Source organism: Psittacicella hinzii (assembly GCF_003585935.1).
GTDB lineage: Bacteria > Pseudomonadota > Gammaproteobacteria > Enterobacterales > Psittacicellaceae > Psittacicella > Psittacicella hinzii.
On record NZ_NRJG01000040.1, the window covers coordinates 1 to 15,789 of the forward strand.

Sequence of the window (15,789 nt, forward strand, 5' to 3'; positions counted from 1 at the left end):
CTTACTTTAACTGGGTGTTTTGCTATAGATGTACTTATGCTCTTATGTACTTTTTCTACACACAGGGCATTTTTACTTGTGTATTGTGCAACTATGCATTACTTTATGCATTACGTCCCATGCACGTCCTAAGCTTTATGCTTAATCACTCCCATGGCACGACCTAAGAAACGCACTGAACTTTCATTAAAAGTACGTTGTGGGTTAGCTGCTTGTGGTTGATGTACTTTATAAATACGTGATTTATTACTTGCCACAAAATCTACATAAGCAAGTACTTGCGTTTCTACCACTTTACCGTGCTGGAGAATTTCTAGGGCATATACGCCATCACCAGAGAACTTATCTTGTTGATCGATAAGTAACACATCTTCGCTTGTAATCTCTGGAGCAAGATTATCATCAAGTACTTCAAGCAGAAGAGTTTTTGTTTTGCGATAAGATTTTAAATCTACGAGAGGCGTAAAACCTGCGTAGTTCGTTAAGTCAATGGCTTGTCCACCATCATCGACCAATAAATTCGGATTAAGAGATTTTTCTTGTGTCATAAGATCCTTAAAAGTTTGCCTTAAATTTTATCATACCCTTGCGAAGAAAATAACAGATTGTCATGAGGTTAGGTGCATTTATTTTAGATAAAGTTTTAGATACAACACAGCTTAATCTTGAGGAGTTATATGCTTATTTTTATTCTGATTTTTAATAGGTCTATACTCTTTTCATACCTTTATTACTGATTTCAATCTTTGCTTTAATACAACCGTTCTTTTTACCGAAAAATCCATTAATAATCAGTTTTTTAACCTCTAAATTTAGTAAAATATAAGAACAGAACAAAACGGAATAAGCAAGCCTTTTACTCTGAACTACGAACAAGAAAAACCTACGAACAGATAAGCATAACTTATCTTTTACGGAACACATTTATCTCACAAGATTCTAGATAGAAAAACCTATGTCTTTAGCTACCAAAGTGCAAGCTTACTTTGTTCTCCTTGCACGTTTTCATCCACAAAAATTTAAATATCGGGAGGAGCAAGTACAACTCGCTTGTGCTATTGCCGAGCTCATTGAAGCTAGCCCTAAAGCCGATATGCGAGATCCTCGCATGCGCGCAACTATTGCGCGCTTAATGACAGAAGCTTCGTCCGAACAAGAACCAAGTTCTCCAAGTACAGCACAAAAACTCCAACATGGGATGGTTGGAGCTAGCTTCAATGCGCCTAGAGAAAGTGAAAATACTGAAGTACAAACAGCTTTAAAGATCTATAGCTTTTTAGATCAAACTGTTAATCAGGTAAAAGAATTACAAATCGATAATCTACTGTACAACCAATTCAAAATCTGGGATAAGTTAGAACAGATTCGTGTCGAAGAAGATAATTGGGACGATGAGGAAGATTATTACTTTGGTGCGCCAGATGATTATAACAACTACCAAGGTAAAAAGCGTAAGAGTAAAAAGAAAAAAGGCAAAAGTAAAAAGAGTGCTGCTAAATCAGAATCCTTAGATTACGATGATGACGAGGATTTGTTTGGTGAGAATCAAACGCAAGCTTTAGATCGTATCAATGCCATTTCTGAAGAAATTAAACGCATTAGTAAAGAAGACTATGAAATGCGTTTAGAAGTACTCGAAACTTTAGAGCAAAACTCTTGGGAAAAAATTGTTAAAACTTCAGAACGAGAACAAGAAGTTCTAGCTAAACGCATGGCGCAAGAGATTGTTAATAAGCTCCATGCTGACCCTGAGTTTATTCGTGCTTATCAAGAAAAAGATCTGCTCTTTACTATTGACGGTGAAGAAAAGCTTGATCAGCTAAAGCAAACTGCAGCAAAGCAAACTGTAACCAGTAAAACTAAAGGCAAGAAAGCTGCTAAAACTGCAACTACAGACAGCGTTGAGCTTGTAGCTCCGAGCAAAGGTAAAACTGCAGCACACACTGCAAACACCGCAAAAACAACCAACACTGACAACACAGCTGACACTACAACAGCTGAAAATCTAAACGAGGCGACTGCAAAGCTACAAAATCTGTTAAGCGAGCAAGATACCCAGACTGCTCAGCTCATGAGCGATAAGCTCGAACTTAAACAAGTAGCGCAACAGGCTAATGAAATTGACCTCACACAAGAACAAGAGCAAGTGGAACAAGCACATAGCCAAGCGGTAGTGCAAGACATAAAAAATCCAGCTTTACGCTTAGCAGCTCGTGCTTTTTTAAATCACCAAGCACGTAATATTCAACAAGACTTAAATACCCTTGTGCGTGAAGCTCCAACTGGTACTGGTAAATCTTTAGCTTACTTAATTCCAGTACTCTTTGCGAATCAGCGAGTGCTAGTTTCGACTTATATGAAGTCGTTACAAGAACAGTTAATGCGAGATCTGCCTGGCATTATCTCTTTAGTGCAAGGGATTAGCAAAACCGCTAAAGAACTTGAGATTCGCATTCAAAATAAGCTTGAACAACTACAAAAAAGTAAAGATCCACAGCAACAAGCTGAATATAAACGTCACGTTAATGATATTGACCGCGGTAAACGCAAAATCATTGCCGATCTGGCACAAGGGATTGTGATTAAAGATCCACAAGATTTTGATTTAAGATTCTTAGATTTAGACTGGCAACTTGAACATCTGGATAATATTCGTTATGCCGTATTTAAAGGACAAACTAACTACTTTTGTCCGCGCAACTTAACTTATCTCCTTGATCCAACCGATCAACGCGTAGAGTTAATTGCTGGCATGTACGAACATGAAACCCGTTCTACGGCCAAAGAAATTACCATTACTTCAAAATCAACTAAAGCGATTATTCCTGAAGAACGTAAAGTTGAGTTCTATAAGAATACGTTAAATAAACTACGCAGCTGGTATCAAGAAAAATGCGAAGCTCGTGCTCAACATACGGCGGATTTTGATAATGTACCTAATGATATTCGCATTCGTGAAGATCAACGTCCGTTTCTCTTTTTAAATCGCCGTGAATGTAGTATGAACTCATGTGACTTTAAAGACACTTGTCCATACTTACAAGCTAAAGAAGTAGTTAAACAAGCGCAAGTAGCGATTGTTAACCACAATACGCTCTATGCTCAAAGTGAAGCAGAATTCTTAAATGAAAATCGTCAAGCAATTGTGGTTGACGAGGCGCATAACTTACCACACGTATTAGTAAATGCTGATACTAATCATATGCGTCCGGATGACATGCAAAACTTACTCGACGAGCTACAAAAAGATATTCTTAATCACACCTTTAAGTTTAAAGCTACAGACTTTACTAATCCTACAACCGATTTACATCGTGAAGCTTATGGGCATCTCAATGACTATCTCGATAGCGAAAGCATCTATGCTACCCAACAATACTTAAAAGAAGTTGAACCTTTATTACCTGGCATCGACTACTTACCAAGTATGTGGTACTTAGGGCAATTCTTTCGTGCGGCTTATGTGCCAATCGGACAAGGGAGGAATGAGTTTAATCTCTTTGCGACGCAAATTGAACAAGAGATTGGTTATTTAGCGAGCCAAGATTATGTAACTTTTTGTAATAATCATTCTATCTGGGCAAAGCCAGAATATAGTTACTTAAGTCCGAGCACTTATGCCATGTTTATGCTTTATCATGAACATGCAAGTATAAGTAATAAAGCAACCTTACTTACAAGTCTGGTAGCTTTAAATACTTATCTCTATGCAACACCTGAGCATAAAGCCTCTATCTTAGCGCGAGCCAAACAAGACTTACAAAATCTAGCTCTGGCAGGAGAAGAACAGCTAGCACAACAAGAGTTAGCAACTACGCAAGGACAAGATAATCTTGCAGAGGCAAATGTAGCAGTCTCTAACAACACCCAAGTAGTTAGTACTGTTAACTCTGAGCTTGAAAGTGATAACGTAGTTGCTGCAAATACTAGTACCCTTACTAGTCTAAACTCTAGCACCAATCACACTAATCCGGAAGAGACTACTAATACCAGTAGTAAACCTTTACTCCATGATAACCTTGAGTTTGTGCAACGTTGCACTAAACATTTATATGCAGTACAACAGACACAAAAAATGTTAAGACAACAAATTCGTACTACACCTTTAACTCTACCGCAAGTAAAAGCCTTACAACAAGAGTTAATGCAAAAAGTACAATTCCAAACTCTTGAATGGGTAAATCCATTTGGTTTAGCGGTAAACTTAGAGCGTATTCCTGGCTTTGCTGCCCGTGAGCATCAAAAAGTCATTGGGTATTTTGAGAATCGTGTGCGTCAGGGTAAAGTTCGTTTAACTGGGGTGGGTGTGGTAAATAAAACTCCAAGCCCTAACCAAACAACGGCTAATGCGAGTGCGAGTAAAAAACCTCAAACTACTTACAAGGCTGGATCGTTTACGAGCATTTTTGGCAATGACGAGCCGGAATTAGATAAACACGGACGCATTAAAGCTCCAGAAACCCCATCTCCGGCTGCAAAAACTTCAACTACGGCGAGTCTAGGACAAATTATTGCCCAAGAACAAGCACAAAATGAAGATATTGCCGCTATGGAAATGACAAGTGATAATGAACTATTAGGCACAGAATGTCAGTATGCTTATCGTCCTAAATCACTACCAAGCTTAGCCTTAGCTTCGCAAGGACGACAAACTCTAGCTGATATCTTTTACGAACCCTTAAATCAATGGCATTTACGTAAAATAGCTAAGCAACAGTCAGCTTATGAACAAGCCTTAAGCGCATGGGAACAAACCTTTGCGATTCAAGAGCTTACAGCTCTTGATAACCAAGCGCAAGAAACCATGAAACACTTACGTACCCAACTCATGGGACTAATTACCCAAGAGAAAGTAATAAGTGAAGCCTTAAAGCAAGTACTCAATAAGCAAACTGCACAAGAGTTTGCCAAGTTAGCACAAGCAAACGAGTCGGCAAGTAACAAGCAAACTAAAAATGATCCTCAAAGCGATCCTGCAAGCGATCATAAAGATGCTCCTAAAGCTGATCCTAAAGTTGCTTCAAAAGATGCCTTTCAAAGCAAGCTTCAAACTACCCCTGAGCTAGAAAGTAGTGTTGAACTTTTTAATACAGCATTGACTGATAAGGAGCAAAATTCTGAAGCTCAAGCTGTAAGTGAAGTGGATCAAGAGCAGGAAAAATCAGCTGCGGCTGCTTTAGCTGCTAATGTCGCTACTTTATCTAAAGAAGAGTTACAACAGCTACTCAAGCAAACCACCAAGCAGCGCCAAAAAATTGAATTGCAAATTACCGATTGGCGTTTACAAAGTGAAAAACACCAACTTAATTTACAACAAGCCCTCGAAGTTAAACCTTTAGCTCCTTTAGCATTGAGCGATATAGCCCAACCGCTAAATCTCAAAAAAGAACAACTTAAAGGCATTGAAAAATTAAGTGGTAATTACTTACGACGTCAAATTGCCGGAGTTAGTTCAACCATTAGCTACCTCAAAAGCTTATTCCAACAGTTTGCGCAAACGATTATGTTTATTTGTGAACACAAATACGACAGTGATTGTGAAAAACGCGCACCTGCAGGCTCTAAAGCTAAGTTTGGTGTTATGAGTGAAAATGGTACTCCTTACTATAGTACTGATGAGTATCCATGGGCACAATTAGCCTTTAACTTACGACATAAAGCATGTCCGTCACAAACGCAACTTACTTATGCTCAAGTGGCTAATGTTATGGAGCTAGCAATTAATCCACCATTTAGAGCTGAGAACAACTATGTTACTAAGCTCGATAATGTGTTTGGCTTAGCGCGTCCGCAACCAACTCCGTGGAGTTTAGCTAATGCTGCTTTTGGTGTATATAAGCGTTTGTACCAAATTATTAAACCAGTAATTCTGCGTAAACTTGAAGAACTTGAAAAAGAACTCGATGATCTACAAGGGAGAAAAGATGATGAAACACAAAACCATGCACGTAACTCCATTAAACGAGATATGTATGATTTTGGTTATCGTCTTACACAATTAAATAACTTGTATGAGCTATTAGAGCACCTAGTAGTTAATCCGCGCTATGCAGACTGGTTAGGACAAAAATATGCTTATATTCGCGTAGACGTTGATCGTAATAAGAGTGCATTAGACTTTTACTTACAACGTTTAGACGCTAAAGAGAGTTTTGCTAAATTACGTAATAGATTTTTCGGCGCTAAGTGGATTCTCACTTCAGCAACCTTATCTATCGGACGTGATTGTAGTCGCTTTACTAATACGCTTGGTATTAAAGACGCTGACGTGGGCATTGTTGCTTCACCGTTTCGTCATCAAAAAAGTACCTACTTCTACGTTCATGGTAAGCACCCTGAAAGCCTTAGTGCTAGTCGAGCCGAAAGTGCCAAAATTGCGCAAATCATTTTTGCAAATCAAGGACGCTGCCTATGGTTATGTACTTCAAACAAGCGCGTCAACGAAGTAGTCGACCAAGTGTCACACGAACTCCAAAAGCTCGTGGCTTATGAAGTTGAACAAGCATGTAATAATTTGGGCGTTAAACCTAACAAAGCGCAAATGACCGAAATCATTGAGAAAATGAATTTCCAAGTCCTAGCGCAAAGTAAAGATACAACGCACAAATATTTAATTGATCAACTACAAAACGCACCGCGTACAGTCGTAGTTGCTACGCGTTCGTTCTGGGAAGGAGTTGACATTAAAGGTGATAAACTCTCATTACTCATTCTGGATAAATACCCTAATCCGCATCCAGGTGCTTATTATCAAACCCTAAAAGAATTGTATAGTGATTACAAAAACTACTATTACGAACAATTCTATGGAGCAGATGCTTACATTACCTTTAAACAGGGTATTGGGCGTCTAATTCGTTCTGAAGACGATTATGGTCTAATTGTGTTACTCGATAAGGTAAACGATTATTTACGCCATAAAATGCCTTTAGACTATGATAATTATCATCTGGATCTGCAAGGTAACTTAAACCAAGCCGTAAACTTCTTACAACAGCAAAGTGAGAAGTTTGCGCAAAACAATCCAGAACAAGAAAGTGCAAAAGATAAGCTCGTGGCACTAATTAAAAGTGTTACCAAGAAAAATGGTTTTAGCATTTAGCTAAAATGGTCTTAGCATCTAATGAAAATGATTTTGGCTTAGCCACAAGCACAATAAAAACATAATATTGAAGCCTCCAAGCATACCGCTTGGAGGCTTATTTTTATTTATTTTTGTTTTTGCGCTTTTGAGATTTTTGTTGACGACGTTTAGCGTGCTCTTCACGCACAAACTTATGCGGGTCAACTTTAGCACCTGTAGTTTGTTCGTCCCACGGTAAAGCAGGTTCAGCTTTATCTGTAGGTTCACCCTCCATCATCGCCGCTAATTTTTTATAGTGCGGACTCATGGCAAGGAGAATACGAATGGTCGTAGTTAGAGGAATTGAAATTAGCATGCCGATCGGACCTAAAATCTGATTCCAGAATAATAAACTTACCCATACAACTGTATTTGATAAGTTTAAGTGACGCGACATATAACGAGGTTCAATAATATTGCCTGTTACAAAGTGAACTACTGTTAGTAAAGCTGTAAAGACTACGGCATTACCTAAAGTATTTAACACAAATACTTGCACTACCATTGGTGCTGAAACGATAAATACCCCGATATTCGGAATAAAGTTAAAGGCAAAAGTTAGTACCGACCACATTAAGGCAAACTGCACCCCAAAAAGCAAACATAGCACATACACACAGATTGCGGTTAATAATGAGAGTAAGAATTTTTTCTCAATATAAGTCGAAACTGACGAGAAAATATCGTATACGTGTTGCAGACTTTGCGGACGATTACCTAGCACTGAATTTAAACGTGCTTGCCAGAAATCTACGTCAATAAGAATAAACACTAATGTCAGTAACACAATAACCGTACCACTAAAAAAGCCGGTTAAGCTGTACCAGATTTTTTTGAAGAACTCTTGATACCAAGAAGTGTTTACTTGATCGAACAGACTCGTAAACGAGTAGTGATCATGCGCATCTATACCTAGCTTACGAATAAGCGGAATAATGTAGTCTTGCGCAGCATCAAGTTTCTTAATTGCCGTAGTGGTAATGTATTCAATATTGCTTAAGAACTGGTTAATCGTGTTATTAACCACTAACCCAATTAAGCTTAGCACCATGGCAAAGCCTAGGAAAATCGTAAATAAGGCTAAGAAAAATGGTAGTTTTAAACGATGCGACAGAAAGTTTACCATTGGACGTAAAATAATGGCAAATACAATCGATAACAACATCATGTTCACAAAATCATCAAAGTACTTCATAAAGCCAATGAGGATAAAGAACATGGTAAAGTTAAGCAAGTGATTAGGTTGGGCTGTGGTTTTTATGCTCTGATAGTCTGAATAGCTGCGTGCTTGACTAGCATGAGTTTCACTAGAGCTTTTGTTGTCTTTGTTAGATTTGTTATCTGACGATGATTTCGTCTCAACTTGCTTCTTTTCAGAAGAGGTTGTTTGTGATGAGCCTGAAGTCTTTTTATCTTCCGGCTCAACAGGATTAGGGGAATTAGCTGCAAAATGCGAAGTCATAAATTCATAAAAATGAGCTAAGCCATCAGTTGTTAAAGGCTTAGCTCTTAACAACTAGATACCTTAGCGTAGGATTGAGAAATCTTGTTAATTAAAAATAAGTAAGAAAGATACTTAGAAAAGATATTTAAGAAAAATACTTAAGAAATAGGATCATTCAAGAGCACTTGAGCTGTGATAGATCACTTTCGGTTTTTCTTTATCTATCTACTAAAATTTAGTAGCGTTTATTGCTGTTGTAAACAGGAGTACTGACTTCAACACTAAAGCGACCATGCTCACCAACTGGAATACTGATGCCAGCGCCATACACTTCATTAGTAAAGTTATTTACGCCATTGTACGGTGAATTGCTGCGATAGAACGGACGCATATAGCTCGCGCGATACGCATATTGTACTATTCCACTAGTTGGAGAAAAGATGGTTTTACTAATCGATGAAATAGGAAGATTAAAACTTGGATACCAAGCTGCATAATCTCGTCCTAAACGTAAATCAACTGGATTTACATAAGGATAAGCATTGAAGTAGGCTGAGTTGAAATAAGCAGCCTTATAAAACGGAGAAGCGCTCCCTAATTCACGATAGTAAAAGCTTCTTAGAAAAGTACTAGCGTTATACCAATAGTTATTCGCTAGGTTAAAGTTATAAAATAGCTCTTTATTTCTTCCTTCTCGTCCTAAACGATAAAGATTTAACGGTGCATTCTGATTAGGTGCTAACCAGTAAGACTCTTGTTTACCAGTCGTAGCATTAGTATGTACTACTTGGGTATTACCATCGCTAGTATTGATGGTAACGGTATTACCTGGAGTATAGGTTTTAGGATTAGCTACTTGCGGATTAGTTACTAAGAACCCATTATCCTCGGCATAGGTTACAGAAGTAAAACTAAAACCTAAGCCTAAACTTACTATTCCGAGTAAAAATGTTTTACTAAAGAAGTTAGCATTGATATTTAGTTTATGAGCAATAGTGCCAGAAAATCGTTTGTGGTAAGCTTGCATTTCTTACCTCCTAGGAGTTTGTTATTTGTTTAATGTTTGTGCTCTTATTTTATACGATTTTGTGTGGATCACTATAATTTTTTACTAAATAATTACTAAATATCAAGCTGCAACTCTGTAGTGCAATTCTCTAATGAGCAATACTTATTTTTAACTTTGGCGATTATAATAATTAAAGAAAAGAAGCTTACAAACTAAAACCACCGAAACTTTCCTTTAAAAAACTCTATGAAGTATTTAAGGTAAGATAGGCTAGGATAGGATGGGATAGGATAGAAAGTACGTAAGCTTTAACTAAGTAAAATCTCTCTTTAAAAATAATATTGCCTAAAAGAATAGGCTAAAAGACGAAATAACCCAACAACGTAGCCCTAACACACTAGCAAGACGTTTTTGGTAACTAATTTGTTCTTTTAGGTACTCATTAGTTTGAAGCTTAGTTTGAAGCTTAGTTTGTTGAGCTAAAATCTGCTTAACTTCTTGCTCAAAGTAAGACAGTAATTTTACTTGATTTGTCAGTACTATACTACAAATCACACAAGCAATAAGTAAAGCCATAATAATCGCTTGATTCACTAAATCGATATTGTATACCAGTGCAGTTAAGATAGTTATAACTAAAACTTGCACCACACAACGATTAAAAACTTTATTTACACGCGTAATTAACTTGCTTTGTGTTTCTTCGTTTGCAGTAATAAATTGGTTAGCTGCAGTAAGCTCTGGAGATTGGCTATATAGCTCTAATGCTTGCTCTTTGATTTTCTCTATCTGTTTAAATAAGTCATTAATATCATGTCTTAATCTTCCCTCTAATGCTCCTAAATTATTGCGCACTGCAAGAGAAAAAGCTTGTTGTTTTGCCTTGTAGTTCTTATTATCTATATCTGTACTTAACCATTGACATAACTCATTTAGCGCTTTTAATTGTGGTGCAGAGAAATCTTGAAGAATTTGACAAAACTCGGTTGAATCTTTAGCTTTTAAAGCTATTTCTAAAGGCTCGCTATTAAATAAAATCAGGATATTTTGCAGAGAGTAAAAGTATTTACGATTGCTCAAAATCCGTAAGAAATGGGCAACTTGTTGAATAACTTGCTCATAGAGATACTTTTGGGAACTAAAGACTAACCATTGATGTTCAACAATCTGTTCCCAAGAATCTTTATCCCACCAAGCAGCTACATGCTCAAAGTAACTTCGGTAACTCTCGTAACCAAAGACATCTATTCTTGGCTGAAAGGTAAAAGTATTTGTCTCTGGATCAAAATTAAACACTCCAGTAAGTGCGAATTCATCTTCTTCCTCTAAAAGGATCATCGCCTCTTTATTTTTTGTGTCAATAGTTCCTACAAGGACATGAGATTCTTTGCCTGCTTGAGGTCTAATGTCTGTTGCTAAGGCAAAAAGTCTCTTTAGACTCTCGTTTGCGGCTTGGAGATTGGGTTGTAATGAGCTCATATTCTTTACCATCTAGAGAAACTGGATACACTGTACACCACAACTGTACACCGCATTAAGTGCTTGCTACTTTTTAGTTAGTAAGGATTATAGTTATACTTGGGTTGTGGGTATGCTTGGGTATGGTTATGCTTAGGTATAGTTAGGTCCGGTTAGATTCCCTCCCCAAAAATAACTAATTTTCATCTACTTCCTATAATATATAGCATAGGTAAAATCATGAATTGCTCTCTCACCTTACTCAAATTTTAGCTTCATTTATCATTAGCTTAAATTTCATAAGTTCGCTTTTTGCTTCAAACAGACGATAATTCTCTTAGCACTTAAAACAAAAGGAAACTTACAAAAATCTGCCATGAAATAGATATACTTAGGTCTCATACCTTGCGGTATGAGACCTAAGCATATTAAATACAGGTATATTTTTCACTCACCTTGCGTTGCAGCTGGACGACTATTTACTTTCATTTCTGAAAGTACTGCATCATTGCTCGTGGAGTATTGTAAATAACGTATGGTTGGTTTAATGCGATAGTTATTACTTGCGGTAAAGTTATCTAAAGATAATTCAAAATCACCTAAACATTTAGTGATCAGATCATCCATATTACCTGGTAAAGAGAAAACATTAAAATTATCACACACCGCATTACTAAACTTGTACTCTTTTAAGTAAGGGATATTTACATAACTTACGTAAAAGTGTACCGGTAAGTCGTAACCGCCTGTTAGAGGGTTATATTCGGCCTTATCACTAGCTTCTACACTTAAGATTTTATTGTTCATCTTATCAATGAGCGTCAAAGCTGCATTTACTTTACGTTGTAACTCTTTAAAACGTTTTTCGTTTTCCGAGCTTGGAGTTACTTTACTACTTAAGTAAGTTGCTAATTCTTGCAGTTTAGCTAATGCTAAACCAGATTCAGCTAGGTTTTTATTTAGAGTAATTGGTGTAAAGTAGTTCTCTTGCATTTCACGTGCCAGAGGAGTGAAATATGGACCTAACTCTCCATTGTTGTATACACGTAAATGTACTAATTGGTAAGCTTGTGCATCATCAATAGTACCTGCTTTAGTAAAAGCAGCAGGATTAGCTTGACGAATTTGTTGTAAATAATTAGTTAAAGCTTGGAACTTAGCTTTAGTGTCTAGTTTTTGTAACTCAGAAGCACTTAATTTAGCTTTGTCTACTCCACCGACTAATACTTGCTCTAAGTCTTCAAGAATTGGTAATACTAACTCTTGCAGTTTTGCCACTTGTTCTACTGGCACAGCAGTTAGTTGTAATCTTTGTTCGAATGCTCTTAAAGCTGGATTTATAACCGGAGTACTAAGTTGTTTAATGCGGAATAGACTAAAATCTAATAAAGCATAAACTTGCTTAAAAGCTTGACTTACTTCTTGGCTATAAGCCATTAAATCATTTTTGAGTGGATTATTCGCTAGAGGATTTACTTGCGGTAATAACTCAAAATAAGTAGCTTTTTGATAGAGCTGATTTAGTTGATCGAGTAATTGCGTATATTGCCCAAACTTACTAAAGATCGCTAAATTTCCTTCTACATTAGCTGCACGTAATGGCACTAAAAGCGAAGCAAAGTCTCCACTAATATTCCAGTCAGATTTTACACTTGCCGGTTGCACTGTTACTAAAGTTACTGGAGGTGTTACAGTTGCTGCTGTTGTTTCTGCTGTAGTTTGGGCATTTGCATTAGCTTGTTCGGCAGCATTGCTTTGTTCTACAGAATTGCTTTGTTCAGATGGCTTAGTTTCTGGCGTTTGTTCAGCAGAACCAGCTTCTGTAACTGGAGCAGGAGTACTTGGCTCTTGATTACTTGGCGCTGTATTACTTGGAGCTGCATTTGGAAATGCAGGAAGACTCGCTGGAGCATTATCTACAGCAGGAGAGCTCTCCTCATTTGCACCATTGTTGGCATTATTTTGCTCATCTGTTTCCGGTGCAGTTGGTAATGCCGGATCAATTGTTGCCTTATTCTGTTCAGCTGCGCTAGCTGTTTGACTAGCTAAGCTCGCTTCTCTTAAATTATCTGCTTTTTCAGCTTGGAAGAGTTTGTATACGGTAGTAGTACCTAAAATACTTGCTACTACCACTAAAAGTAAAGTACGTCTAAACCCTTTAGGTTGAGATTTCATAGAAAATACCTGTCTATCTAGAGAAAATGATTGAGCCTAGAGATCAATGATCTCTAGGCTCTCTTATTATATTACAGGATTTTATAATGATAAACAATTAGTTATTGCTAGTTATTTCTAGTTATTTCTAGCTATTTCTAATGATTTAAAGTTTTTAGAGCAGAACTCTACTCTACGAGTTAGTCAGTGCGACCTTACTCACCTGGAGTATCTTGCGGCATCCTATTAGCGTAAGTATCAACAAAGTTCTGAATCGCTTGGAGATACGACCAATAACAGCTATAGAATAATTGTCCATTCGATTTTTTTGCTTTAAATAAACTAAAATCACGACATTGGGCATTATTTAAGCTGTTAACTTTGAGAATTGGTAATTCAAGCGGACGTAACTCTAAAAATAGTAAAGATTCATATTTACCAAGATCATCATTATAAGTTGCTTGATTAATTGGACTGAATGTAATTAGTTGGTACTGTAATTTATTGTACGTACTAACCGCTTCGTCTAATTTATATTGCATTTGCTTGTAGATCTTGTCATTAGCGGCACTTGGTTTAATTTTTTGAATCCAAGTATATGGAGCATAGAACTGTTTAATTTGTTCGGCAATCGTTGCCATATAATCGGACAGATTATATTTGCCTACTTGGTTTTGTGCAGCTACTTCATTAAGATCAATAAAGTAAGGATGTAAATCACCAACTACTTGGGTATAAATTTTACTTGCTTTAGGCACACTATTAGCCGAGCTTACAGCATTAGGAGTTTTTGTTGCCGCTTGGCTTAAGGTTTGCTTGATCGTTGCTATTTGTTTACTAACGTCAGCAACCCAAGTGCTTGCGAGTTTAGTTTTAGGATTATTGAGTAACTCACGCGCAGCCTGTACTTGCGTTAATAAAGTACTAAGTTGCTCTTGTAAAGTTGTCGCTAAAGCTAAAGGTAAAGGAGTAATGGTTAAGTTATTGGTATAAATACCATTTGCCTTATTTAGCTCTGGTTTAGTTGTTTGCGTTAATTTAAATAACGGGAAGTTTAACTGCTTTAATAAGTCAGCAAACTCTTGGCTAAATTGTGTTTTAAATTGGTTAAGTTCAGTTTGTTTCTCGGTTGGTAAACTTGCTGGAATTTCCGGTAATTGCTCAAAGTAATAGTGCAATTGTTGTAAACCTACCACACTCGCTAATAAACGAGGATAAGAAGAAAGATTTTGCGTCAGTAAATCTTGCTGTACTGCGTCATTCGCACGAATTTCACTTATCATCATACTTAAATTATCAGCAAAGGTTACACGCTGGTAAACTTGAATGTTTCTTGGCATAGTTAACGCACGATAATTAAGTACAACAAAGTGGAGAATAATCACTTGCAATAACAAAACTATCCCCACAATAACTTTACCCCATTTGCACCAAAAACTTGGTCGGGTTGAAGTTGTTTCTTGCATCTATGGTTACCTATAAAAATATTGTCAATTATGTAAAAATGTCTCGACTATAGTACTAGCTCTAGTTAGTCACTATGGTGAGTAAAAAATACGGTCAAGCTTCTAAAGAAAAGAGAGATATACAATCTAAGAGATACGATCTAAGAAATACGACATCACAGATACTTTCTAATAAATGCGACTTAGTAGCTTTATAAGTTTGAGAAAAATTAGTAGTACCCTTTAGGGGTCAAAGGGTTGTCAGAATTTACTCAAGTATAACATAACCTAAGAGCCACCAAAACGTAAAACCCTAATAAATAATTGCTACTTGTCGCTTTGTTAGTTTTACGCGGCAAACATGTGCAAGTTATGCCATTAGCTGTCGAAATGATTACTCAGCTACAAGCTGTTGCACTTCAACTTCGACTAATTAAGCAACAAAAGTCGTTGCATTACATTTTGCTGCAGCGTATGTTCTGATGTGCTGCTTTTTGTTGCGGTAGCCCCAAATAAAAAAAGGCAGTGGTTAACTGCCTTTAGGTCTATTTACATTTTATTCAATTGTCATTAAGATACACTTGAAAACAGTATACTTAACGTTTTGATGCTGATTACTAAAACCTGTACTTAATCCACTTGTTTTAGAGTCTCACGACTGGAAACTTATGCATTAAGAATTTGCGAAGAGTTTGCAGTTTACCTTAAACTTAAGTGCATAGATTAAAGCATAATTGATAGCATTGACCGCTCAAGATTTTTCACTTGCTCGTTACATACCACTCTAATGATAATCATCGACAGTAGTAGTTCTAAGCACGAAAAAAATTACTGTTTTAAAGCTTGGTTATATCATAAACTAATTTTTTATTTTTACCACAGCAAAAGTTCAGATTTGCCAACTGGATCACACTTTTTTCAAAATTTAAACGTAAAGTTTCGTAAAATTTGCGTTTTTCTGATCGAGATGATCATAAAATGCGAGTTTGCAGAAAAATTTTGCAAACCTAAACTCCCAAAATGCATAATGACAAAGCCATTTTAGTTTTTTTATGTAAAAAAGATTTCTTCTTCTAATTACTTTAACAAGTTGGTTTGTCTGTCTATAAAATATGAGCAACTTGTATACTAAAGGTATTTCATTTTTATGGAATTT

Annotated in this window: 7 protein-coding genes; 1 reads left to right on the top strand and 6 read right to left on the bottom strand. The window is 36.7% G+C overall.

What is annotated here, in order from left to right; translation table 11 throughout:
* Positions 1-128: 128 nt before the first annotated feature.
* Complete coding sequence (locus CKF58_RS02715; RefSeq protein WP_119530663.1) at positions 129-548, bottom strand: hypothetical protein; 420 nt, start codon at positions 546-548, stop codon at positions 129-131.
* Positions 549-955: 407 nt separating this feature from the next.
* Between CKF58_RS02715 and CKF58_RS02725 the strand changes: the two genes are divergently transcribed.
* Positions 956-7,102, top strand: a complete 6,147-nt coding sequence (locus CKF58_RS02725) for a helicase C-terminal domain-containing protein (protein ID WP_119530669.1) — start codon at positions 956-958, stop codon at positions 7,100-7,102.
* A 103-nt stretch (positions 7,103-7,205) separates the two neighbouring features.
* Here CKF58_RS02725 and CKF58_RS02730 read toward each other — a convergent pair whose 3' ends face one another.
* The 5 genes from CKF58_RS02730 to CKF58_RS02750 form a co-directional block, all read right to left on the bottom strand.
* Positions 7,206-8,585, bottom strand: a complete 1,380-nt coding sequence (locus CKF58_RS02730) for an AI-2E family transporter (protein WP_147397198.1) — start codon at positions 8,583-8,585, stop codon at positions 7,206-7,208.
* 217 nt (positions 8,586-8,802) lie between these two features.
* Positions 8,803-9,594, bottom strand: coding sequence for a hypothetical protein (locus CKF58_RS02735; RefSeq protein WP_119530674.1), 792 nt, complete (start codon positions 9,592-9,594; stop codon positions 8,803-8,805).
* Positions 9,595-9,921: 327 nt separating this feature from the next.
* The gene (locus tag CKF58_RS02740; protein WP_119530677.1) at positions 9,922-11,055 is read right to left on the bottom strand and encodes a hypothetical protein; all 1,134 of its coding nucleotides are present in this window, start codon (positions 11,053-11,055) and stop codon (positions 9,922-9,924) included.
* A 426-nt stretch (positions 11,056-11,481) separates the two neighbouring features.
* On the bottom strand, positions 11,482-13,209 hold the full coding sequence (locus CKF58_RS02745) for a hypothetical protein (RefSeq protein ID WP_119530680.1): 1,728 nt from the start codon (positions 13,207-13,209) through the stop codon (positions 11,482-11,484).
* Between the two features lie 194 nt (positions 13,210-13,403).
* A complete protein-coding gene (locus CKF58_RS02750) occupies positions 13,404-14,654 on the bottom strand; it encodes a hypothetical protein (protein ID WP_119530683.1) in 1,251 nt (416 codons plus the stop codon).
* Between the last annotated feature and the right edge of the window lie 1,135 nt (positions 14,655-15,789).